Below are 23023 nucleotides of genomic sequence, written 5' to 3'. Positions count from 1 at the left end.
AGGTAAAATAAACTATGTTTAGTCAATTAGCTTTAGTACGTTCAAATCCCGCTCATATCGGTTCTTCGGAATTGGCAGATATAGGAGCGCTGAGCGTTTCGCGTGCAAAAAACGCACAAAATACAAATCCCGGGGAAGCTAAACCTACCGCATTCGACACATATTTAACGAGTGCCGTTACGTATGTAAACGATAAACAGCAAGACGTTACCGATATGATGCAGCGCTATGCCGCAGATCCGGATTCGGTTGACGTACACGATGTAACGATTGCCATGTCCAAAGCGCATCTTACGCTGAGCATAGCGCAAAACGTAATAAGCCGCCTTACGCAGGCGTGGAACGAAATTACTACGAATAGGTAGACAATTCGTGTAAAACGTGTTATAATAACACATTATAACAACGGAAGTAAATTCGTTCACAAAAGCGGCAGCCGCTTTTGACGGGAGGGTGCATGAACGAATGGCTTAAAAAGCTTTTTCAGCAAATAAAAGAACTATGGGCTAAGTGGAGCGCAGTTCAAAAGGTTATTCTCATCGGCATTACGGCGGCGGTTATTGCCGCCTTGGTTTTGGTAACGGTGTTTTCATCACGTCCGACAACAGTGCCGCTGTTTAGCGTGCCGGTAAGCGACCAAACTATGCGCGATAAAATTGTGTACCGTCTTGCACAGGAAAACGTTGCCGTGCACGTATCCGACAGCGGTATGCTGTCGGTAGACGACGAAATGACGGCGCGTCGTATGCGTTCGCTTTTAGTGCGTGAAGATTTGGTTCCCGGCAATGTGGATCCGTGGTCGCTGTTCGATGTGGAGCGCTGGACGGTTGATGATTTTCAGCAAAACGTTAATTTACAGCGCTCGATAACGGCGCAAGTACGCCAGCATATAGAATCGCTGGACGAAATAGACCGAGCCGAAGTAGTGTTGGGTATGCCGGAAAAAGAGCTGTTCAGCGCGGATCAAAAGCCGGTTAGCGCAAGCGTGATTTTAACCGTAAAACCCGGAAGCGATTTTGCTTCAAATAAAAAGAAAGTTGAAGGCGTTCAAAAGCTTTTAATTATGGCGGTTCCCGGTTTAAAAGCCGAAAACATTACGATAGTTGATTCTGCAGGGGATGTGCTCAACGATTTTAAGGGAATGGCGGCTTCCGAGCGCGTAGACATTATTGCTAAAGAACAAAAGCTTATAGAAAATCTGGAAAATATTTACCGCGAAAAAGTGCTGGCGACGCTGCAAGCGAATTTCGACAAAGACCGCGTACGCAATTTGAATATAAAAGTCGATATGGATATGTCCGAAAAGCAAGTCAATTCGACCGAGTATTTTCCGTTTACGCGCCGTCCGGACAATCCGGACACCCCCTACGACGATTCGGAAATTTTGGATTCGGTTACGCTTTCTTCGCAAACAATCGAAAAAGTGTGGAAAGGTACCGGTTATAATCCCGAAGGACCTGCCGGTATAGAAGGACAAAATCCGCCGGTGTATTCCGATATGTCGAACGTGTACGGCATAAATCAAGAAAAGTCGGAAACAAAAAATCAAGTTATCAATACGCGCGAAACGCAGGAAACAAAAAGTCCTGCTATAGACCGTGTTACCGTTGCGGTAAACATCGACGGGTTGTGGCAGCGCAAAACGGATGCTAAAACGGGAAAGCCGATTATTAGCGCAGATGGCAGAATAGAGCGAGAATATATTCCCGTTTCCGAAGAAGATCTTGAAAAAGCAAAATCTTTGGTAAAAGATGCCGTCGGCTATAACAGAAGCCGCGGTGATTCGGTTACCGTAACAAATATTGCGGTAGACCGTACGGCGCAGTTTGCTGCCGAAGACCTTGCTTATTTGCGCAAAGAGCAAACCAAGCGTACGGTGCTTTTAGTGGTTATCGCCGTTATTGTGGTGCTGCTGTCTTTTATTTTGTTCCGTTTTATTTCTATGGAAATGGAGCGCCGACGGCGGCTGCGCGAAGAAGAGCTTTTGCGCAAGCATCAAATGGAGCGTGAAAAAACGCTGTGGGAAGCGGAACAAGCGGGTATGGAAGTTACCATGTCTGTTGAAGAACGTGAACGTGCGGAACTTCAGGAAAGTGCGATCTCAATCGCCCGCGAACATCCGGAAGATGTGGCAATGCTTATACGTTCGTGGCTGATGGAGGAATAATATGGCATCCACGCAAACCAAACCCGCATCGACAACCGGCGGCAGTTCCAAAAAAAATAAAGATTATAAAAATCTAAACGGACGGCAAAAAGCGGCTATTTTTATGGTTTCGCTGGGAGCCGATATTTCTGCAGAAATTTTTAAGCATTTGCGCGAAGATGAAGTTGAAACGCTTACCTTTGAAATTGCACGCTTTGACACCGTCGATGCGGAGTTAAAAGATGCGGTATTGCGCGAATTCCAAGACTTAATAAAAGCGCAAAATTTTATTACTTCCGGCGGTATCGATTTTGCACGCGAACTGTTGGAAAAATCCTTGGGAAGCCAAAAAGCAATCGATATTATCAACCGCTTAACCAGTTCGCTGCAAGTGCGTCCCTTTGACTTTATCCGCCGCACCGACCCTGCGCACCTTTTGAACTTTATTCAGCAAGAACATCCGCAAACCATAGCGCTTATTTTAGCTTACCTTGAGCCGAATAAAGCTTCCATTATTTTGCAAAATTTGCCGGACGAAATACAAAGTGATGTTGCCCGGCGCATTGCAACTATGGATAGAACTTCTCCCGATGTTTTGCGCGAAGTTGAGCGCGTTTTGGAAAAAAAGCTTTCTACGCTGTCCAGCGAAGATTACGCAACCGCCGGCGGTGTGGAAAGTATCGTAGAAATATTGAACTTGGTAGACCGTTCTTCCGAAAAATCCATTATAGAATCTTTGGAAGAAGACGATCCGGATTTGGCGGAAGAAATCAAAAAGCGCATGTTTGTGTTCGAAGATATTGTTATGCTCGACGACCGTTCCATTCAAAAGGTTATGCGCGAAGTCGATACGCAAGAATTGGCAAAAGCGCTTAAAGCGGTCGATACCGAAGTACAGGATAAGATTTTCCGCAATATGTCAAAACGTGCGGCAAGCATGTTAAAAGAAGATATGGAATTTATGGGACCGGTACGCTTAAAAGACGTGGAAGAAGCGCAGCAAAAGATTGTGTCTACTATCCGGCGGCTTGAAGACGGCGGCGAAATCGTTATCGCACGTTCCGGAGAGGACGAACTGGTAGTGTAACGGGGAGTACGCAATGGCTAAAACGGTTTTCCGCCCGACGGAAATAATAAAATCAGACCAAAAGGTTTTACTTAAATTAACTCACGATTTTACGCCGGAACCGGAAGAAAGCGAAGTTGAAGAGATTCCGGAGTACTCGGGTCCTACTGCCGACGATTTGCGCCGCGAAGCCGAAGCGTTTAAAAAAGATTGGGAAGCGGAAAAAGAAAAAATGCTTGCCGATGCACAAACGCAAGCACAGCAAATTGTACAAAATGCGGAACAAGCGGCATTTGATGAAGTAAAGCGCAAATCGGACCAAGCGGCGGTTATAAAAAAACAAGCCGAAGATAAAGCAGACGAGCTTATAAAAGATGCAGAGCTTCGTTCCGCCGAGATTGTGCGCCAAGCTGAACAAAACTATGAAAAAAACGTAAGCGATGCGCGAAAAGAAGGCTTTGAACAAGGGCACGAAGACGGTTACCAAAGCGGGCGACAAGAAGTACAGCGGCTTATAGACCGTATGCATATTATTCTTGAGCGCACGATGGACAAGCGGCAAAATATTTTGCAGGAAACCGAACAGCAAATCGTCGATTTGGTATTGCTTATATCGCGCAAAGTTATAAAAATTATTTCCGAAAGTCAGCGCAACGTAGTAATGTCCAATGTGCTGCAAGCGCTGCGCAAAGTAAAGGGTAGAGGGGATATAACGGTGAGGGTAAACCTTGCCGATGTGCAGTTAACTACCGAACATATTAAAGATTTTATGCAAGCGGTTGAAAGCGTAAAAAGTATTACGGTTGCTGAAGATTCCACAGTGGAAAAAGGCGGCTGTATAGTAGAAACCGATTTCGGCGCCATAGACGCCCGCATTTCAAGTCAGCTTGCCGAACTTGAACAAAAGATTCTTGAAATCTCTCCTATAAAAACCGTATCGAAAACGGCGCCCCTGCCCGGCGAATAAGGCAGGCGCCTCATGGAAAGCGTTTTTACCAAATACATGGAAACCGTAAAACGAACCGAAACAATCCATTATACCGGTTCGGTAATCCGTGTGCGCGGTATGCTTGTAGAAAGCAAGGGACCTCAAGCCGTTATCGGGGAAATCTGTACTATAAAAATTCCTTCAACCGGTTCGCACGTTTTAGCTGAAGTTGTAGGCTTATACGATACTACCGTACAGCTTATGGCATACGGCGATACCAAAGGTATAGAAATAGGCTGTACGGTAAGCGCTTCCGGCAGCGTGCTGCAAGTGGGCGTGGGTAAAGAATTGCTCGGGCGCGTACTCGATGCTACCGGTAAAACGTGCGATAAAAAAGGCGATATAGCATTTTCGCAATTTTATCCGGTTGTAGCATCTCCTCCCGATCCTTTGGACCGTGCGCCGATTAAAAGCCGCATTGTAACCGGAGTGAGGGCAATCGATTCGCTTTTAGCCGTCGGAAAAGGGCAGCGCTTAGGTATATTTTCCGGTTCGGGTGTGGGAAAATCCACACTGCTGGGAATGATTGCGCGCAACACAAACGCAGATGTAAACGTTATTGCTTTAATAGGCGAGCGCGGGCGCGAAGTGGTGGATTTTTTGCAACGCGATTTGGGGGAAGATGGTTTAAAACGCTCGGTAGTGGTTACGGCTACTTCCGATCAATCACCCATTGCGCGCTTGCGCGGTGCATATACGGCGACTGCGGTAGCAGAATATTTTAGGGACCAAGGCAAAGACGTTATGCTTATGTTCGATTCGGTTACCCGTTTTGCCCGCGCTCAGCGGGAAATAGGTCTTGCCATAGGAGAGCCTCCCGCACAACGCGGCTATACGCCCAGTGTGTTTGAAACTATGCCCAAACTGCTTGAGCGAAGCGGAACTGCAAAAACCGGTTCCATTACCGGTTTTTATACCGTACTGGTTGACGGAGACGATATGGATGAGCCGGTTTCGGATACCGTACGCGGTATTTTGGACGGTCATATCATTTTAAGCCGAAAATTGGCTCAAGCCTACCATTTTCCGGCAATAGATGTATTAGCAAGTATTAGCCGGCTTTCCAAACGTGTGTCGGGAAGCCAAACGCAAAAAGCCGTTGCCGCTTTGCGCCGTTCGATGGCGCTGTATGCGGAATCCGAAGATATGATAACCGTCGGCGCGTACCAAAAGGGGAGCAATGCCGATTTGGATGCGGCGGTAGAACTGCACCCGGCAATAGAACGCTTTTTAATGCAAGAAGAAGCGGAAAAAACTTCGATTGAACAAACTTTAACCGATTTGGGTTCATTAGCCGGTGTCGACATCCCCGAAGAAGAAATGATCGTATGAAGCGTTTTTCGTTTAATTTGCAAAAATTGCTTGAGTTGCGCGAATTTGAAGAAAAAGAAGCAAAAGATGCATTGGCACACGCGGTAGCTGAAGCCGAAAAATTACAAGCCGAATTGCAAACTATTGCCGCAGAACGCGTGAGGATAAACAAAACGCGCAACGACAATGTCGATGTTGCTTCTTTAGTGCAAATTGAACACTATGTAAACCGCTTGGATGTGCGAAAAGAAGAATTATTGGAAGCTCTTGCTCAAGCTCAGCTTGTTATAGAGCAAAAACGGGCGGTTTTTGTAGAGCGTATGCAAAAACGCAGTGTTTTGGATAAACTTAAAGAAAAGAAATTATTTTTGTGGAAAAAAGCGCGCGAAAAAGATGAAGAAAGCGCCGTAGAAGACGCTGTGTACGGTTCTTTCGGTTTAAGCTAATACTTAAATGCGCTGTCTCCTATAAATTCCCTTATAATCGAATGCCCCGGGACAAAGTGTGTCGGGATGGGTAAAAAATTGTTTAAAAACCGCAATAAACGGCTTGCTTCGGCATATTCGCGCTGCAAAGGTGTTACACAGCGCAAAAGCGGTTCGGCATATATTTTTAATACCGCTAATTCGTAGTCGAGCGCGGTATTGAGCATGGCATCCGCATTATCTTGAAAGGGGAATATGTGCGTGCGCTCGCCGGCTTGTACGTTTGGCCACATTTGAATTGTTTCGCTTGCCGATTTACCTCTAAATTGCGAATCGCGTACAATGCGCCGAATAAGCCGGTTGTCGCTGGTTGCAATGCGGTTGTGATCATCCAAATTTAATTGGGTAAGCGCCGAAAGATATATTTTGAATTTATTTTTTTTAGCAACGGCGGGAGTAAGTTTATCGTTTAAGCCGTGAATGCCTTCCAGTATTAAAATATTTTGCGTATCCAGTTTCATAGTTTTTCCGCTGTAGCGGCGTTTTCCTTGCGCAAAGTCGTAAGAAGGCAGTTGTATTTCTTTTCCGGAAAATAAATCTTCCAAATCGCGGTTTAATTGAGCGATGTCGAGCGCTTGCAAACTTTCGTAATCGTATTCGCCGGTTTTTGTTTTTGGGGTTAAATCTCTTCCGACATAGTACGAATCCAATTCTATTACTTTGGGCTTATAGCCGAGCACTTGTAATTGCATTGACAGTTTTTTTGATGTAGTGGTTTTTCCCGAACTTGAAGGACCGGCAATTAAAACCGTTTTTATGCTGCTTTTTTCTTTTATTTGGTCTGCGATATCTGCAATGCATTTGTTTTGTAACGTTTCGGTTATGTTTATAAAATCTTTTATTTTGCGGTTAAATACCATTTCGTTCAGCGATGATGCGGAAGTGACGCCCAGCATTTTTCCCCATTCTTTGTAGCGTTTGTACACATTGAACAATTGCGGAATGTCTTTAAATTTTTCTATGTGTTTCGGATTTTTGGTAGACGGGTAGCGCAATAAAAAACCTTCGCCGTAAGGCATAAGTTCAAACTGTGTAATATAACCGGTAGACGGCAAAAGCGGTGCAAAATACAAATCCGAAAAACCGTTGAGCGTGTTTATTTTAAACCGGGGCGGACAAATAAAGTTCAGCTGTTTCCGCGTTTCGCTCATGTTTAAATGCTCGAATAAAGCGGTGGTTTCTTTGTATGAAATAAAGGATTGGCGTATGCTGTGGTTTTGTTTTACCAATTCGCTCATTTTTTCTTGCAGCCGTTTTACATCGGCGCTTGAAAGCGATTTTGCGGTATCCAGCGTATAATAATAACCGTGCCCCAAACTGTGACCGACGACCAAGCGTTTTCCGGGAAACAATGTGTGAGCGGCTGCGGCAAGCAGTAAACACAAAGAGCGCCGGTAAATGGCGGACGCTTCCGAAGATCCGATGCACACCGGTTCCACATCGCCGCTGTTTTCAAGCGGCTGGGTTAAAGAGCATATTTCATTGTTAAAGCGCACGGCTACAATTGTGTTCGGTTTTTCTTTAAAATGACAAATAATATCGGCAGCGGGAGTGCCTAAAGGTGTTTGTATTGTGCTGCCGTCGCTTAAGCGTAAAGTAACTGTTTCCATAACACATAGTATACGATATTACGGAAAAAATGTATATATTGGTGATACTGTTAATACACTATTTCGGCTCCCAGCCTGATGTAGTGCTTTACTTCATAACCTTGCGCTTGCTGCCGCCAGTTTTGCAATTGTTGTGCGGCTTTTTGTTCGATAATTGCGTGTCCTATTTGTTCTACGGTTTTTGTTTTCCAACCGTCCGTAGTACCGTCAGGCTGATATATATGCGTACCGACTTTCGGGTTAAGGTTTGTTTCAAATACATAGCTGAGTTTAAACTGTACGTAGCCGGCAGAACGCACAATCGGCGTGCGGTAATTTAATTCCAATTCAAGCTGATTTACGTATTGAACGGTTTTTTGATTTAAAAAAGGGGTAGCGTAGGCAAAAACTTGATCTTTGTGTATAACGCCGCCGGGGGCGACAATTTGGTATGAAGCGTGATTAAAAACGGAACCGTCGGTAGCATATTCATTTGAAAGATAATCTTTAAGTGCGCGGATATCGGAAACGCTTTCGCTTACATTGCCATGCCGTATAAAACTGTCTTCTGCTTTTATACTCAAACCGTTTAAAAAGCGCAGAGGACGGAATTGCAAGCTTAAACGCACGCGGTCGGAATTCGGCTGTAAATTGCTTCCCAGCGGTGCGCCGTTGTGCGTATAGTTTTGGTAGTTGGCATGTGAGGGGGAATACTGAGCATCTTTTATATCCGCATGTGTATATGTGTACGGCGTAACGAATGTGTAATCCAAATCGGCGCAAGCAAATGCAAACGGAAAGGGAAACGTGCCGGAAGCGGCGTACGATACGCCGAATTGTCCGCTTAAACGCCATTTTGCATCTTTTTTAAATGTGATGATTTGATTAAAGCCGATGTCGTCGGCGTATACTTGAGCGTTTACTTGTAAACTTTTAAGCGGTTTTACACTGCACTGCACGCCGATTAAACTGTTGTCGGGAAAAGCGTACAATCCTTGACTCATAAAAAAAGCCGAAAAGGGGACAACGTACAGCGGTTCGAACCTGCCTCCGTATATAACCGTATCCGTTATGCCGAATGACAGTTGTCTAAATGCTTGTATTGTAAGCGAATGCAGCATTGCGAATTTGCCGGGCGAAAGATTTTGTCCTTTGTTATCCGATGCGCTCAGTGTTAAAAACGATTGGCTGTATGTCCAGTTGTTTTGTCTAAAAACAAAATTAAAGCGCCCTTGATGCATAGCATGAGCTCCGCTAACTATGCCGCCGCTAAAAAACGGTGCGCTGTTTGTACGCGTAATTCCTGCGCTTAAATAACAATTAGGGTTTCCGATTGCGGCAACGGAATTTACAAAGGGCAATAAGTACAAAGAACCGACGTGTACATAGTCTACTGCTAAATCGTACGAAGAATAGCGGAAAGCGGGTACCAGCGCATTGTGCATAAACCTATCGGTAAAAAGCGCGCCGCCTCGCGCCGAAAGCGTCAGAGCATTGTTTAAAAAATAATTAAAGTCGCAAAAAGCGGCTGCATCGATTTCCGTCTCATTTTGTGCGCCGGGCAAACCGTTTTGTGCCGTTTGTTCACTTTGTGCAATCTGTGCAGCAAATTCCGTTTTGCTTCCCGCATGAAAAACTTTACCGAAAAAACGCTCGTAATGCGCACGGGCAGCTTTTTGCTGTACCGTATCGCCGTTTTGCATAACGAGGTTTAAAATACGCTTTATTTCCTGTAAAGGGTAGGGGCGCTCCGGCACCGTATCGCATATTAAGTTTGTTTTTTCCCACACCGAAAGGTCTTCATAAAAAGGATCAAAAATATCGGCTGCAGCTTGCGCTTGCAAAATCGCGCTATGGATCAGTAAAACAAATAAAAAAAACGGATACATAACTTTTTTCATAAAACCGATTATCGGCTAAAAGAAAGGCTTGGTCAAGGCATTATAAGCGCAGTATTGCAAGCTCGGTTTTAAACTGCACATCGGCTGCACGCTGGTGCGGATTCATATTGCTTGCAATTTATATGTTTTGAGTATATACTATATTTTATATTAAAAAAAGATTTATAAATAGCTGGACGAGGTTTGGTAAAATGGATGCTGCTGTTCCCACCTGTTGCGATAGGATAAGCAAAGGCGGTGCGGATAATATGTGCACGTATGTACATATGAAAATAAATCTCTCTTTTTTATTATGCGCGCTTTTTTTAACCGTATTTCAAACTGCCCTTGCAGCCGATCTTGATTATAAATTCTATCCTTTAGGCTCCGACTTGCCTTCTTTATCGGTATCCGCATTCGCTCAGGATCCGCGCGGTTACGTGTGGATAGGAACTTCGCACAGCGGCGTTATCAAGTATGTGCCTGGTTCATGGAAAGCTTTTATAAGCGTTCCGTTTGACGAATCCAGTCTTGCTTCAAGCCAAGTACAGTGTATGTACATGGATGGAGAATGCTTGTGGGTAGGAACGCACGCCGGTTTGTCCGCAATCGACACGGTATCCGGAAGCGTGCATAACTTTACTTTAACCGACAGCGTTGTTTGTTCGATTTTTAAAGATTCTCACGACCGTTTATGGGTCGGCACTCTTAACGGTTTGTTTTTATTTTTTGATAAAGACGGCTCGTTTGTGCGTTATGCCCCCGATAATCAAAAGCATTATCTTGAAAACGAAACCGTGCGAAGCATATATGAAGACGTGAGCGGCACTTTGTATGCTTGTACATACGGCGGTGTGTTTTACTATAACGAACACAGCGATGCTTTTTACCGCCCCGATTTTGCAGTAAAAGGAAATCCTATTTTTGACGGTAAAGTTTATGCCGCCTTTGAAGACGAAAACGGCTTTTTTTGGACTGCAGTGTGGGACAAAGGATTGATAAAAACCGATCCTGCAACAAAAGATTTTACCGTATACTCTTTACCCGATAACCGTATTTATACGGTAAACCATACCTTTGAAAAAGGTGTTGTTTTAGCCGGTACGTTCGGCGGCGGCTTATACCGTTTCGATACAAAAACTAAAAAAACGGTTTCGTATACAACTAAAAGTTTTGCTTCGCACAGATTGTCGCACGATACGGTTTTGGCAATATTTGAAGATGCGGTAGGTCTTTTATGGGTCGGCACTCAAGGCGGCGGAATTAATATGTATGACCGAAGACGCTTGCAGTTTTTGAACTCTTCCGAAAGCAATAAAGCGCTTCCCGGTAAAAGTATCCGTTGTTTGGAGCAAGACGGGGATTTTTTATGGATAGGTTTACAAAACGACGGTTTGATTTTATATGATACTTTTAACTGCTCCCGCAGCTTTTTTAACAAAAAAAACGGACGTTTGATCGGCAATACCGTAAATTCCATACACATCGGTGCGGACGGTACTTGTTATGCCGGAACGGATGAAGGGCTTGCGGTATATAATGCGGCAAAAGAGCGCTTTGAACCGGTAAAGCAATTTGCTGAAGCTTTTCCCGATGTGCTTGTGTACAGTTTGGGAACGGATTTGTCCGGTAATGTATGGGTCGGTACTTACGGCAAAGGCTTGATGTGCTGTAATTTACAAACCGGAGAAATCCGTCATTTTTTATACAGCGAGTTTGAAGATTGCTATTTGAGCGATAATATCATATACGATATCAAATGCGATGCGCAAAACCGTGTGTGGATTGCAACAAATAGAGGTTTGAATTTATTTAACCGGCAAACAGGAGAATTTAAAAAATATTTATACGACCCCAAAAATACAAAAGGAATTCCTGGCAACGGAATTTTAAATTTATTTGTGCATGATGACGGAAGACTGTGGATAGGTACAAAAGGAAACGGTTTTTCGATTTTTAATCCTGAAACCGGTATATTTGAAAATTACGGTTTTGAAAACGGTTTGAATTTAAACACCGTTTTCGGTTTTGAACAAATGAGCAACGGAGATTTTTTTGTTGCGGCAAACAGTGGTTTATATATTTTTTCAGCCGACCTAAAAACCTTTTCCATATATCACGTATCAAACGATGTGTTTACCGAACGGTTTAACGGTCATCCGCTGCGTTTTAACAAAACTGTCGTATATTTTCCGACGACGCAGGGTTTGGTGTATTTTGATGAAGATATGTACAGCAAATTCCGTAGCGAAGTATTTGTCAAACCCAAAATGGCTATTACGGATTTTTCTCTCAACGGTTTATCGCCGGATGGCGGTTTTTCGGCAGAATCTTCGCAACGTTTGCAGTTAAAAAACAACATTCCGGTCGTTGAAGCTTTTAGGGCTACGTTTAATGCGCAATACGCATTATTGGACTATTCACCGCTTGCCCGTCCGAATTACGCATACAAACTTGAAGGTTTTGACAGCGATTGGGTTCCCGCCGGTAACCGGAATTTTGTTCAGTATACGAACTTGCGGCCGGGTACCTATCGGTTTACGGTAAAAGCGGTAAAAACCGGCGACGATAAAACTAGCGAAAGTGCGGAAACGGTTTTTGTTATTAAACAATTATTATTTTTGCGTTGGTATTTTTTGCTTTTGTATCTTGTAATTACCGCTGCCTTTGTGTTTATGGTTTTAAAATTGCGTACGCTTGCTCACACGCGCAAACGTTTGGATGAATTGGAACACATACAGCGTACTTTACAAAAAGAAAATAAAAAGCTGGAATCTTTAACTTATAAAGATTCTCTTACCGGAGTATATAACCGCCACGGTTTAACGGCTTATCTAAAAAAAATATGGCCGTTGTTGGTAAAAGATAAAGATTCTCTTGCCGTTCTTATGGTCGACATCGATTATTTTAAAACTTACAACGATACGCACGGGCACCTTGCCGGCGATAAAATCTTAAAAATAATCGCTTCTACGTTAAAAGATGTAACTAAAAAAGAAGGGAATGTTTTCCGTTACGGCGGAGACGAATTCGTCGTACTTCTTGCCCGGCATGAGTGCGGTTCGGCAAATTTTTTTGCCGAACGTATACGCGAAAACGTGGAAAACAAAACGAGCGAACTGTTTGACGGATCTCTTACGGTAAGCATCGGCGTTTTTGTGTGGACGGTTACCAATTGTAACAGCTACGAGGATTTTATCGCAAAAGCTGATACGGCTTTGTATTGCGCAAAACAAAACGGCAGAAACCGCGTGTGCTGTTTGTAAAGCGGTTTATAAACGTACGATTGCATTTACCCTTTTTTTAAGCTATACTCGTTTGTATGGCTGAAAGCGATAAACTCATTATAAAAGGTGCCCGTGAGCACAATTTAAAAAACATAGATGTGGAACTGCCGCGTAATAAATTGGTCGTTATTTCCGGTTTGTCCGGTTCGGGCAAAAGCTCTTTGGCATTCGATACGATTTTTGCCGAAGGTCAGCGCCGTTATGTAGAAAGTTTATCTGCTTATGCGCGCCAATTTTTGGGGCGTATGGATAAACCCGATATCGACTATATTGAAGGGCTTTCTCCGGCAATTTCAATCGAACAAAAAACGACACACCGCAATCCGCGCTCAACCGTCGGTACGGTAACCGAAATTTACGATTATTACCGCTTGCTGTACGCACGTATAGGAATCCCGCATTGTCCGCAGTGCGGCCGCGAAATAGAAGAGCAGTCTACCGACCAAATAATCGATACGATAATGACATGGCCTGAAGGAACGCGCATACAAATTTTAGCGCCGGTTGTGCGCGGAAAAAAAGGCGAGCATCAAAAAGTACTCGACGATGCAAAAGCGGCAGGTTTTGTCCGTGCGCGCATAGACGGTCTTATGTGTGAACTCGAAGACGTCGGAAAATTGGATAAACAAAAAAAACATACGATAGAATTGGTTATAGACCGTATTATCGGCGGAAGTGGAATTAGAAAACGTCTTGCCGATTCGGTGGAAACCGCGCTTGTAAGTGCGGGGGGGCTTTTAACTGCCGTGCGCCGTTTGCCGGATGAGCAAACGGAAAGCGAGCACTTTTTTTCGCAAAAAAACGCATGTCCCGATTGCGGAATATCGTTTCCGGAAATGCAGCCGCGCCTTTTTTCGTTTAACAATCCTTTCGGTGCGTGCCCCGAATGTACCGGTTTGGGCGAAAAAATGGAATTCGACATCGATTTGATTATTCCGGATAAAACGCTGTCGTTTAACGAGGGGGCGATTCAGTGGTACAACCCGGATTCCGCGTGGAACCGGACACGCTTTGAAGCCCTTGCAAAGTATGCGCGTTTTTCGCTTGACGATCCTATTGAAAAGCTGACGGATAAACAATTTGATATTTTGCTAAACGGTTCAAAAGACAATATTCAATTCGTATACGAAAAACAAGACGGTTCCGGTTATTCTTCTTACGATCAAAAATGGCCCGGCTTATATGCCGATTTACGTCGCCGCTACCGCGAATCGTATTCCGAAGCGCAGCGCGCCAGTTTGGAAAAATTAATGGCACACCGCGAATGCCAAAGCTGTTGCGGGCGCAGGTTAAAGCCTGAAGCACTTGCCGTAACCGTCGGCGGAAAAAATATTTACGATCTTTGTTTGCTTTCGGTGGCGGAATCGCTGGATTTTTTTAATACTTTAAAATTAAGCGAAACGGAAAAACAAATCGCCGCTCAAATAGAAAAAGAAATAAAAAACCGTTTAAGTTTTTTAAAAAATGTCGGCTTGGACTATTTAACGCTCGACCGGCAAGCGGCGACTTTAAGCGGCGGGGAAGCCCAGCGCATACGCTTGGCAACGCAAATCGGTTCCAGTTTGGTCGGCGTTCTGTACATTTTGGACGAACCGTCCATCGGTTTGCACCAGCGCGATAACCAAAAACTGATTGACACGCTTACGTATTTGCGCGATTTGGGTAATACCCTTATCGTTGTGGAGCACGACGAGCAAACTTTGCGCACGGCGGATTGGATTATAGACTTAGGACCGGGAGCAGGGGTGCACGGAGGCGAGGTAACCGCTCAAGGAACTCCCGAGCAAGTATCTCGCTGCAAAAAAAGTCTTACCGGTCAGTATTTGGCAGGTACGCTCACAATGGATATCCCCGAAAAACGCCGCACGGGTAATTCGCACAGCTTGCGTTTAACCGGTATAAGCGAACATAATTTAAAAAATATATCGGTGTCGATTCCGCTGGGAACATTCACTTGCATTACCGGCGTATCCGGTTCGGGAAAATCGACTCTGATAAGCGATGTACTGTACCCGCTGCTTTCAAATAAATTAATGCGCACTTCTTTGCCGGTAGGCGCGTACAAAACAATCGACGGCTTGCAATATATCGACAAAGTTATTCACATAGACCAAAGTCCCATCGGCAGAACGCCACGCTCTAATCCTGCAACTTATGTAGGCGTATTTAACGGCATACGCGATTTGTATGCGTCTCTTCCGGAAGCTAAAGCCAAAGGTTATAAACCCGGACGCTTTAGTTTTAACGTAAAAGGCGGCAGGTGCGAAAATTGTCAGGGAGCCGGAACAATTACCATAGAGATGAACTTTTTATCCGATGTGTATATTACCTGCGATGTGTGCAGCGGCAACCGCTTTAACCGAGAAACCCTTGAAGTCCGCTATAAAGGTAAAAATATAGCAGATGTGCTGGATATGACGATAGAAGAAGCTGCCGGTTTTTTTGCCCACATTCCGCATATTGCGCGTAAAATGGACACTCTGTTAAGCGTCGGTTTGGGCTATATAAAACTGGGACAGTCGGCGCTTACGTTAAGCGGGGGAGAAGCTCAGCGCGTTAAATTGGCAAACGAACTTGCCCGCCCGTCTACCGGAAAAACGCTGTATATTTTAGATGAACCGACAACAGGATTGCACTTTGCAGACGTTAAACAGCTTATGGAAGTAATTCACCGTTTGGTAAACCAAGGTAATACCGTTGTTATGATTGAGCACAATTTGGACGTTATATTGCAAGCTGATAATATTATCGATTTAGGACCTGAAGGCGGTTTTAAAGGCGGAACCGTTATGGCTTGCGGTACTCCCGAACAAATTGCCGAGTGCAAAAACTCCTATACGGGATACTACATAAAAGAAATGCTCGAACATAAAAAACACAAACGGAAAAAAAGCGGCGGCAGTTGAACTATGAGTATGCTGCGCAAAAGCATAGTATGTGTGTGTATTCTCTTTTTATGCGCCGTTTCGGCATTTTCCGACGATAAAACGGATTCGGAAAAACCGGCGAGCGAAAAAAAAAGCGCTTCAACCGTATCCATAGAACAGGCGCTTAAAACTTCTTATGTAAAAGATAAAGAGCAAAACACCGAAATAATACGCTTTTCCGGTAATGTAATACTTTCGGTTATCAAGGAAAATAAAAAAACGCTTATCCGCGCCGAAACGGTTAACTTTGACCGCAAGCGCGATGTTTTATTTGCTTCCGGCGATGTAGTTGTGGAACGGTATGTCGACGGCAAATTAACCGAAACTATCAGCGCCGAAACGGTATTGTTTAATACCGTAACGCTTGAAGGTGTTTTTACGCAAGGCAGGGCGGTGCAAAAACAACAAGAGTCGCTTAAATTGTCCGAAGGTTCATCGCTGATAGTCGCTTCCGAATTGTTTGCAAAAGACCGCTCTGATGCGGTTGCTTTTAAAAAGGGTATGATTACCTTTTGCGGCGATGAAAATCCGCATTGGAAAATAAAAGCGCACCGTATATGGCTTTTGCCGGGTAACGAATTTGCTTTTGCAAATGCGCTTTTGTACGTCGGGGTTGTACCCGTCATGTACTTTCCGTTTTTTTATTACCCGAAAGATGAACTTGTTTTTAATCCGTCATTCGGCTACCGTCCCCGCGAAGGCTATTTTATACAAACCACTACGTACATTATGGGAAGAAAACCGCTGGAAAGCGATGATACGGATTCCAAAGGTTTTAATTTTATGAAACCCTCGTCGCTTAAAAAACAACAGCTCGACGGTCTTATACTGCGCAACCTCGATTCCGACGACGTAATGCCCCCGTATTTTCTTAAGTTTATGGCGGACTACTATACTACTTTGGGCTCTATGGTAGGCATTGCAGGCGAGTTTAAACCCAAAACAGCGGTAAACAATCTTTCATTTAATATCCGCATAGGCTTTAGTAATACCGTGTATCCGGTGAGCGGTTATACGCAATACATATCGTACAGTACAAGCAAGCAAAAACGAAACGATTACGGATGGCTGTTCGGTGCAAAACTGCCTTTCCGCTATGCCGGTATTGTAAAAACCGATGTCCGCACCGGCTTTTTTTCTTTAGCGCTTTCTTTACCTTTGTATTCCGACCCGCAGTTTGATAAAGACTTTGCCGACAGAAAAGAAAATATGGATTGGATTGACTTTTTTCTTAAAGGCGGTTTTTCAGGCGGCGGAAAAACGGGCGATGTCGCTTCGGCTACGCAGTCTAAAGCGTCTTCCGTTTCTTCTTATACGTGGAACATATCCGGTTCCTATGTTCCGCAGCTTCCGCAATTGCAGCCGTATATTCAAACGCTTTCCGTTTCTTCGTTTACATCGTCGATAGTGTTTGCCGAACGTGAAACGCCTAAAGCCGATTTTGAAAACGATACCCAATGGTACGAATACAGTCCCAACCGCCGTTTTTTTTACCCTTCGCAAATTAAACCGCTTGCTTTTTCTGTCAATTTTTCCGGTACGCTTGTGCAGTGGCCCGCCGTAAAAAAAAGCTCGCGCACCAAAGGCAGTGAAAAACTGGCGGCATTTCCCGCTTTGCGCATTCCGGAAAATTTACAAATAGCGGATGACAGTGAAGCTCGGAAAAAAAACGGCGGGCAAACCGGATCTGAAAATGCTGACAAAAACGGCGGCGAAGCGGACAGCGGCAAACAAAAAGCAAACAAACAAGACGGCGTCAGTGCAGGGCAGGATGCTTCGTTTGCAGCGGCTGCTACAGAGGGTGGCTCTACTGAGATTCTTTCTACTGAGGCGGACACTTTGTTTAAAGTGCAGACATTACCCGATATCGCCTTTGAAAAACCGCAACTACGTTCCGATAAACCGCTTTCTTATAAACTTGGTTATTCTATAAAGCCCGATTTTGTATCTTTGTTTACGTACAGCGCCGTTAAAGCGGACGGCACTTCCATTCGTCCTGCCGATTTTTCGGCAGCGGACCCTAAAGCTGCCGAAATCGTTTTTAAATCGCCGCTTGACATCAATAGCACGCTGGCGCTGTACGATTCTTTTGTTTCCGTATCAAACACATTCGGGTTTTCGCCTCAGTATCAAACACACCCGATTTTGTCGTCTTTGTACAGCGCCGCCGAGCGCGACCGAATAATCGTTAACGATTATTCGGCGCAGAAACTGGATATTTTAAATACCAACGCGCTGACGGTAAAACCGCTTTTAAATGTTTCGCTTTTAAAAGATTCATCGGTAAGCTGGAACACGGGGGTAAAATTTTTGCGCAGCAATTTTATCGGAACGGTTTCAGATCCTCAGTGGAAGTATGACGGTCCGTCGTGGGATGAAAAAGGTATGAGCGCGCACAATTTGAATTTTACCGTCAGCGCAAAAGAAAACGGATTTTCTCAAACGCTCAGCGTACAAACGAATTTACCGCCTTTGGTAGATTCGTATACGGGAAACTTGCAATTTGTTTTTCCCATCGGCAGTACCGGGTTGGAAACAGGATACAAAAAAAACAGTCGGTATTCCGAGCGCTGGTATTTTAACCCCCTTGTACAATCTTCGTCGTGGAATTTGTTTTCAAAGCATGCCGACGGCAGTGCAAATAAAAACAAGCTGTCGCTTTCCGAACGCTTTCAGTACAATATTGAAGACAAACATCCTGAAAAATTCAGCACAGCTTTATCGTGGCGCGGTTTACGCTTTGCTTACGAAATGGCATATTCTTATTCATACACATTAAATCCGTCAAAAGGCTGGGAAGCATCAAAAAACCAAAGCTTTTTGCCGTATTCAATCAGTGCAAGCTGGAATATAACCAACTTTGAATTAACTGATAAACGTAAAAGAACCGCGTTTAAGCCATCTCTTTCCACAATTTTTGCATGGAATATGGTAAAGCCTACCGACAGTTATTTTAGTTTTAATCCGTCGGCAACGCTGAAAATAAAAGATTTTTTAGATGTAACATTCAGCGCAGAAAGCAGAAACGGTGAGCTTTTGCGGTATTTTCAAAAAGGAGCGGGTTTATCAACCGAAATTCCCGGCGAGCAAAATATTTTTTTGGATTTATACAATTCCTTTGCTTTTTGGGATGAAGTAAAACGCAATACGTCCGGGTTTAAAATAAAACGTCTTTCTTTAAAAGTTGAACACGATTTACACGATTGGGTACTGGCATCGGAATTTAAAGTCGAACCGCGCATTGTACAGCAGCAAAACGGAAAAAAATATTACGATTACAAACCTTATTTTAGTTTATCCGTGCTGTGGAAACCGATGAAAGGTTTAAAAACCGTTATCGAAGATGAATACGGAACTTTTACGCTTAACCCTGCAAAAAATACTTTCGGCAGCGGTTCAAAGTAAAATACAAACCGATTTTTTTATAATCATGGTTTGGTACCTATGCGTTGTATGTCAGTGCTTTTCCCTCATATTTTGCGCGGGTGTGTCATGTTTTCAGGATTTAAAACATCGTCGAGCTGAGCTTTAGTCAACAGTTTTTTTTGCAGCACCAAATCATATACCGACGTTCCCGTTTTTAAAGCAGTGCGCGCAATATCGCTTGCTTCTTCATATCCGATTACCGGATTAAGAGCAGTTACCAAACCGATACTTCCGTAAACCATGCTGCGGCAGTGTTCGGCATTTGCCGTAATGCCTTCTATGCAGCGTACGCGCAGGGTGTTCATGGCATTGCAAATCATATCCTGCGATTGAAACAAACTGAGCGTAATAATCGGTTCAAAAACGTTCAGTTCAAGCTGTCCCGCCTCTGAAGCGAGCGTAACGGTTAAATCGTTTCCAATTACTTTAAAAGCAGTTTGGTTTACCACTTCGGGAATAACCGGATTTACTTTGCCCGGCATAATCGAAGAACCCGGCTGCATGGGCGGCAGGTTTATTTCGTTTATGCCGCAGCGCGGTCCGGACGATAAAAGACGTAAATCGTTGCAGATTTTTGAAAGCTTTACGGCAAGCCGCTTTACCGATGAAGAATACATAACGAACGAACCGGTATCTTGGGTGGCTTCTATAAGATTGGGTGCCGAAACAAGGGGGGTACCGGTAATCGCGCTTAAATGTTCCGTTACTTTTTCGGCATAGCCGGGCTCGCTATTGATTCCCGTTCCTATGGCAGTAGCCCCCATATTGATTTCCAAAAAAAGCCGTGCGTTTTCGTTTAAGCGCTGAATTTCTTCTTCGAGCGTAACGGCATACGCTTCAAAGGTTTGACCGAGTGTCATCGGAACGGCGTCTTGAAGCTGCGTGCGCCCCATTTTTAACACGTTTGCAAACTCTTTAGCCTTTGCATGCATTGCGCTTATAAGCGTGCTTAATTCGGCAGTCAGTTTTTTATTGCCCGCGTACAGGGCGATTTTTACGGCGGTAGGGTAGGCGTCGTTTGTAGACTGCGATAAATTGACGTGATTGTTCGGATGACAGTGTGTATACTCGCCTTTTTTATGCCCCAAAAGTTCGAGCGCGCGGTTGGCAATCACTTCGTTTGCGTTCATATTCGTTGAAGTTCCCGCACCGCCTTGTACCATATCGATGATAAACTCGCCGTTAAACGCACCGGTACGCACTTCGTCGCATGCTTTTTCAATCGCTCTGTACAAATTATCGGGTAAAAGTCCCAAGTCCCGGTTTGCCCGTGCGGCTGCGGTTTTTACTTGAGCAAATGAAGTTATCAGCTGCGGGTACAGCGACAGTTTAATGCCGGATATGGAAAAATTTTCAACCGCGCGCAATGTTTGAATGCCGTAGTAAGCGTTGTCGGGGATTTCGCGTTCTCCGAGTAAATCATGTTCAATTCTCATAAGTGCCTCGCTGAATTAAATTGTACGGCAAAGTTTTTTAATTGGCTAGAGGCATTTATTTTCTTTTTGCGTTAAGCGCTTTTTCAAATATTTAAAATTTGCCCCTTTTTTTAATATTTGACGCATATTTTTTAAATAATGCTACTGGCAGTATAAGAAAAAGGATGTTATACTTTTTTTACGGATGGCGGATTCGGACTTTAAAAAATGCCGTGTGTGCGCATCCACTTTACCGTACCGGCACGGTACAAAACTAACGGAGGAAAAAAAATGAAAAAAATTGCAGCTTTTATGCTTTTATGCTGCAGCATTGCTTTTTTTGCGTTTGCCAACGGAAAAAAAGATGACATGATGACGGATTCGGATGCTGAAGTAACGCTTTCCGTATATATGCAGCAGGATTTGGCGAATCCGCAGTCAGCTTATTGGCCTGTAACTGTTGAAGCGTTCCAAAAAAAGTATCCTAACATCAAATTGGAATTTGAATATGTCAGCGGTGAAGCCTTTCACGATAAATTTCAAATAATGGCGGCTTCCGGCGATATTCCCGATGTGTTTACCACTTATGCGGGTGCGCGTTCCGGCTATGTCATTAACCGCGGTATGGTAAAAGATTTGCGTCCTTACTTAACCGATGAATTTAAGAATCAGTATTCGCCGGCAATATGGAATCCTCAGGGGCCGAACGGCGAAATTTACATTATCGCCAACAATATGGCTGTGTGTACGGTTATCTACGTTAACCCTAAATTGCAAAAAAAATTGGGACTTTCCACGCCTAAAACCCTCGATGAAATGATCGAACAAGTTCCGGCTATCCGCGCCGCCGGTTTAACGCCGCTTGCTTTTGCAAATAAAGGTCAGTGGCAAGCGCAATCGCTTTTGCTTTCCATGCTCACCGACCGTATGGCAGGAAAAGCGTGGTTCGATAAAGCGATGGTCGGTAAAGCCAAATTTTCGGACAAACAGTTTGTTGATGCCATTGCCGTTATAAAGAAGATGACCGATGCAAAGCTTTTTCCTGCCGGGGTAAACCAACTTGAAGGTCCTCAAGCTTGGGGCGACTTTATTGCCGACAAAGCCGTGTACCTGCTCGATGCGGGATGGAGAATCTCTGCTCTGCACAAAGCTGCAAAGCCGGAAGATTTTAATCAGTACAAAGTAATAGCATTTCCTGCCGTTGCCGGCGAAGTTACCAAAGGTTCCAGCGCTGCCGCGCTCGGTGAAAACTTCGGTATGAACGCCAAGCTTAAAGGCGCAAAAGCCGATGCCGCGTGGAAATTCATTTCATTTGTGTCCGGTAAAGAAGCTTCCAAAATTCTTACCGAATACGGCACCATCAGTACCTATAAATTCAACATGGACGAATTGAATATCGATCAATTGAGCAAGCAATATGCCGAATTGATCAGCAATCAAACCATGGGCTACGTTATCGACGATAAAATGGACAGTGAAGGCGTAAACAATTTGCTTAACCCCGGTATTCAAGCGGTTATGATTGGACAAAAAACGCCCGAACAGCTTGCCGCCGAATACGAAGCGTGGGTTGCCAAAAACGACAGTCACAGAAAAAAATAAACTGCTCACGGACCTTTTGCAATGACCTATATAGGGCAAAAGCGGGTAAGTTACTTTTCATTTGTCTTGCCCGCTTTTATTATCTACATTGGTATTATTATTTTTCCCGTATTATTCAGCTTTTATTTAAGCTTTACCGAATGGAAAGGGTACGGGAAAATGGAATTTATTGGGTTGGGCAATTATATACGGATGTTTACCGACCCCGTGTTTTACATCGGATTGCGCAACAATATTTTGGTAGTGTGCATATCGGTGTTCGGTCAAATACCGCTGGGGCTTTTGCTTGCCTACATGCTGTACCGGAAAATGGTAAAAGCGGCGAATGCGTTTGAAGTGCTTATCTTTTTGCCGATAACCATTTCGTCGGTTATCGTTGCACAATTGTGGAACCGCATTTTTTCGCCGGTAGGCATTGTTCCTGCCGTAGTTAAAGTCGTTACCGGAAACCCCGATTATATTATGACTATATTTGAACACAAGTATTTTGCCATTGTGCCTATTTTATTTGTGCTTTTGTGGCAGCATACGAGTTTGTATATGGTTATTTTTTTGGCGAACTTACAGCGTATTCCGTACAGTGTAATTGAAGCGGCGCAATTGGAAGGCGCAAAAGAGGGTACCGTGTTTACCCGCCTTATTGCCCCTATGCTCGCACATGTTATCTTTATCAATACCATTCTTGCTGTTTCCGGAAGTTTTAAAAGCTTCGATTTGGTTTATTCAATGACCGGCGGCGGTCCTGCGCATTTTACCGAAGTGATTGCCGTGTACATGTACAATACAACCTTTGTGTTCCAAAACTACGGATACGGCAGCGCGCTTGCCGTAATTATCATCGTGTTTACCGTTATTGCTTTGCTTATAAGCCGTGCGGTTACCAAACGTTTTGACTATTAGG

Annotated in this window: 14 protein-coding genes; 11 read left to right on the top strand and 3 right to left on the bottom strand. The window is 44.1% G+C overall.

Going from position 1 to position 23023, the window contains the following annotated elements; all coding sequences use genetic code 11:
• The first annotated feature begins 14 nt into the window (after nt 1-14).
• From fliE to fliJ, 6 genes are all read left to right on the top strand, one after another.
• Complete coding sequence (fliE, locus tag HMPREF9193_RS08485) at nt 15-365, top strand: flagellar hook-basal body complex protein FliE (protein ID WP_021687705.1); 351 nt, start codon at nt 15-17, stop codon at nt 363-365.
• 92 nt (nt 366-457) lie between these two features.
• Nucleotides 458-2167 (top strand): flagellar basal-body MS-ring/collar protein FliF, encoded by a 1710-nt coding sequence (fliF, locus tag HMPREF9193_RS08480; protein ID WP_021687704.1) that lies wholly within the window; start codon nt 458-460, stop codon nt 2165-2167.
• Between the two features lies 1 nt (nt 2168).
• Nucleotides 2169-3233: a flagellar motor switch protein FliG gene (gene fliG, locus HMPREF9193_RS08475; protein WP_021687703.1), complete on the top strand. Its 1065-nt coding sequence runs from the start codon at nt 2169-2171 to the stop codon at nt 3231-3233.
• A 13-nt stretch (nt 3234-3246) separates the two neighbouring features.
• Nucleotides 3247-4179: a flagellar assembly protein FliH gene (gene fliH, locus HMPREF9193_RS08470; protein WP_021687702.1), complete on the top strand. Its 933-nt coding sequence runs from the start codon at nt 3247-3249 to the stop codon at nt 4177-4179.
• Between the two features lie 12 nt (nt 4180-4191).
• Entirely contained in the window at nt 4192-5532 is a 1341-nt protein-coding gene (locus HMPREF9193_RS08465; RefSeq protein ID WP_021687701.1) for a FliI/YscN family ATPase, read from the top strand.
• Nucleotides 5529-5957 carry a flagellar export protein FliJ gene (gene fliJ, locus HMPREF9193_RS08460; RefSeq protein WP_021687700.1) on the top strand — a complete coding sequence of 143 codons (429 nt, stop codon included), beginning with the start codon at nt 5529-5531 and terminating at the stop codon, nt 5955-5957. The genes HMPREF9193_RS08465 and fliJ overlap by 4 nt, the downstream gene beginning before the upstream one ends.
• On the opposite strand, the gene HMPREF9193_RS08455 is transcribed toward fliJ, so the two are convergent.
• Together HMPREF9193_RS08455 and HMPREF9193_RS08450 are read right to left on the bottom strand one after the other, a co-directional pair.
• Nucleotides 5954-7606, bottom strand: coding sequence for a nucleoside kinase (locus HMPREF9193_RS08455; protein ID WP_021687699.1), 1653 nt, complete (start codon nt 7604-7606; stop codon nt 5954-5956). The genes fliJ and HMPREF9193_RS08455 overlap by 4 nt on opposite strands.
• Nucleotides 7607-7656: 50 nt before the next feature.
• Complete coding sequence (locus HMPREF9193_RS08450; protein WP_021687698.1) at nt 7657-9486, bottom strand: hypothetical protein; 1830 nt, start codon at nt 9484-9486, stop codon at nt 7657-7659.
• Nucleotides 9487-9752: 266 nt separating this feature from the next.
• Here HMPREF9193_RS08450 and HMPREF9193_RS08445 point away from each other — a divergent pair, with 266 nt between their 5' ends.
• The 3 genes from HMPREF9193_RS08445 to HMPREF9193_RS08435 are packed head-to-tail and all read left to right on the top strand — an operon-like array spanning nt 9753 to nt 19084.
• The gene (locus HMPREF9193_RS08445) at nt 9753-12731 is read left to right on the top strand and encodes a diguanylate cyclase (protein WP_169720463.1); all 2979 of its coding nucleotides are present in this window, start codon (nt 9753-9755) and stop codon (nt 12729-12731) included.
• A gap of 56 nt (nt 12732-12787) precedes the next feature.
• Entirely contained in the window at nt 12788-15658 is a 2871-nt protein-coding gene (gene uvrA / locus HMPREF9193_RS08440) for an excinuclease ABC subunit UvrA (protein WP_021687696.1), read from the top strand.
• A 3-nt stretch (nt 15659-15661) separates the two neighbouring features.
• On the top strand, nt 15662-19084 hold the full coding sequence (locus tag HMPREF9193_RS08435) for an LPS-assembly protein LptD (protein WP_021687695.1): 3423 nt from the start codon (nt 15662-15664) through the stop codon (nt 19082-19084).
• Between the two features lie 65 nt (nt 19085-19149).
• Here HMPREF9193_RS08435 and aspA read toward each other — a convergent pair whose 3' ends face one another.
• On the bottom strand, nt 19150-20541 hold the full coding sequence (gene aspA, locus HMPREF9193_RS08430; protein ID WP_021687694.1) for an aspartate ammonia-lyase: 1392 nt from the start codon (nt 20539-20541) through the stop codon (nt 19150-19152).
• A 270-nt stretch (nt 20542-20811) separates the two neighbouring features.
• Between aspA and HMPREF9193_RS08425 the strand changes: the two genes are divergently transcribed.
• Nucleotides 20812-22122 carry an ABC transporter substrate-binding protein gene (locus HMPREF9193_RS08425; RefSeq protein WP_040848039.1) on the top strand — a complete coding sequence of 437 codons (1311 nt, stop codon included), beginning with the start codon at nt 20812-20814 and terminating at the stop codon, nt 22120-22122.
• Between the two features lie 159 nt (nt 22123-22281).
• A complete protein-coding gene (locus tag HMPREF9193_RS08420; protein WP_503465791.1) occupies nt 22282-23022 on the top strand; it encodes a carbohydrate ABC transporter permease in 741 nt (246 codons plus the stop codon).
• Nucleotide 23023: the final 1 nt, after the last annotated feature.

The organism is Treponema lecithinolyticum ATCC 700332 (assembly GCA_000468055.1).
Taxonomy (GTDB): Bacteria; Spirochaetota; Spirochaetia; order Treponematales; family Treponemataceae; genus Treponema_C; species Treponema_C lecithinolyticum.
Note: the sequence above shows the minus strand (reverse complement) of the source record. Positions and strands in the feature narration are given on the sequence as shown.

Excerpts from the sequence above, each read along its gene's own strand:
- fliE (WP_021687705.1), top strand. The coding sequence starts at position 15 with ATGTTTAGTCAATTAGCTTTAGTACGTTCAAATCCCGCTCATATCGGT.
- fliF (WP_021687704.1), top strand. The coding sequence starts at position 458 with ATGAACGAATGGCTTAAAAAGCTTTTTCAGCAAATAAAAGAACTATGG.
- fliG (WP_021687703.1), top strand. The coding sequence starts at position 2,169 with ATGGCATCCACGCAAACCAAACCCGCATCGACAACCGGCGGCAGTTCC.
- fliH (WP_021687702.1), top strand. The coding sequence starts at position 3,247 with ATGGCTAAAACGGTTTTCCGCCCGACGGAAATAATAAAATCAGACCAA.
- HMPREF9193_RS08465 (WP_021687701.1), top strand. The coding sequence starts at position 4,192 with ATGGAAAGCGTTTTTACCAAATACATGGAAACCGTAAAACGAACCGAA.
- fliJ (WP_021687700.1), top strand. The coding sequence starts at position 5,529 with ATGAAGCGTTTTTCGTTTAATTTGCAAAAATTGCTTGAGTTGCGCGAA.
- HMPREF9193_RS08455 (WP_021687699.1), bottom strand. The coding sequence starts at position 7,606 with ATGGAAACAGTTACTTTACGCTTAAGCGACGGCAGCACAATACAAACA.
- HMPREF9193_RS08450 (WP_021687698.1), bottom strand. The coding sequence starts at position 9,486 with ATGAAAAAAGTTATGTATCCGTTTTTTTTATTTGTTTTACTGATCCAT.
- HMPREF9193_RS08445 (WP_169720463.1), top strand. The coding sequence starts at position 9,753 with ATGAAAATAAATCTCTCTTTTTTATTATGCGCGCTTTTTTTAACCGTA.
- uvrA (WP_021687696.1), top strand. The coding sequence starts at position 12,788 with ATGGCTGAAAGCGATAAACTCATTATAAAAGGTGCCCGTGAGCACAAT.
- HMPREF9193_RS08435 (WP_021687695.1), top strand. The coding sequence starts at position 15,662 with ATGAGTATGCTGCGCAAAAGCATAGTATGTGTGTGTATTCTCTTTTTA.
- aspA (WP_021687694.1), bottom strand. The coding sequence starts at position 20,541 with ATGAGAATTGAACATGATTTACTCGGAGAACGCGAAATCCCCGACAAC.
- HMPREF9193_RS08425 (WP_040848039.1), top strand. The coding sequence starts at position 20,812 with ATGAAAAAAATTGCAGCTTTTATGCTTTTATGCTGCAGCATTGCTTTT.
- HMPREF9193_RS08420 (WP_503465791.1), top strand. The coding sequence starts at position 22,282 with ATGGAATTTATTGGGTTGGGCAATTATATACGGATGTTTACCGACCCC.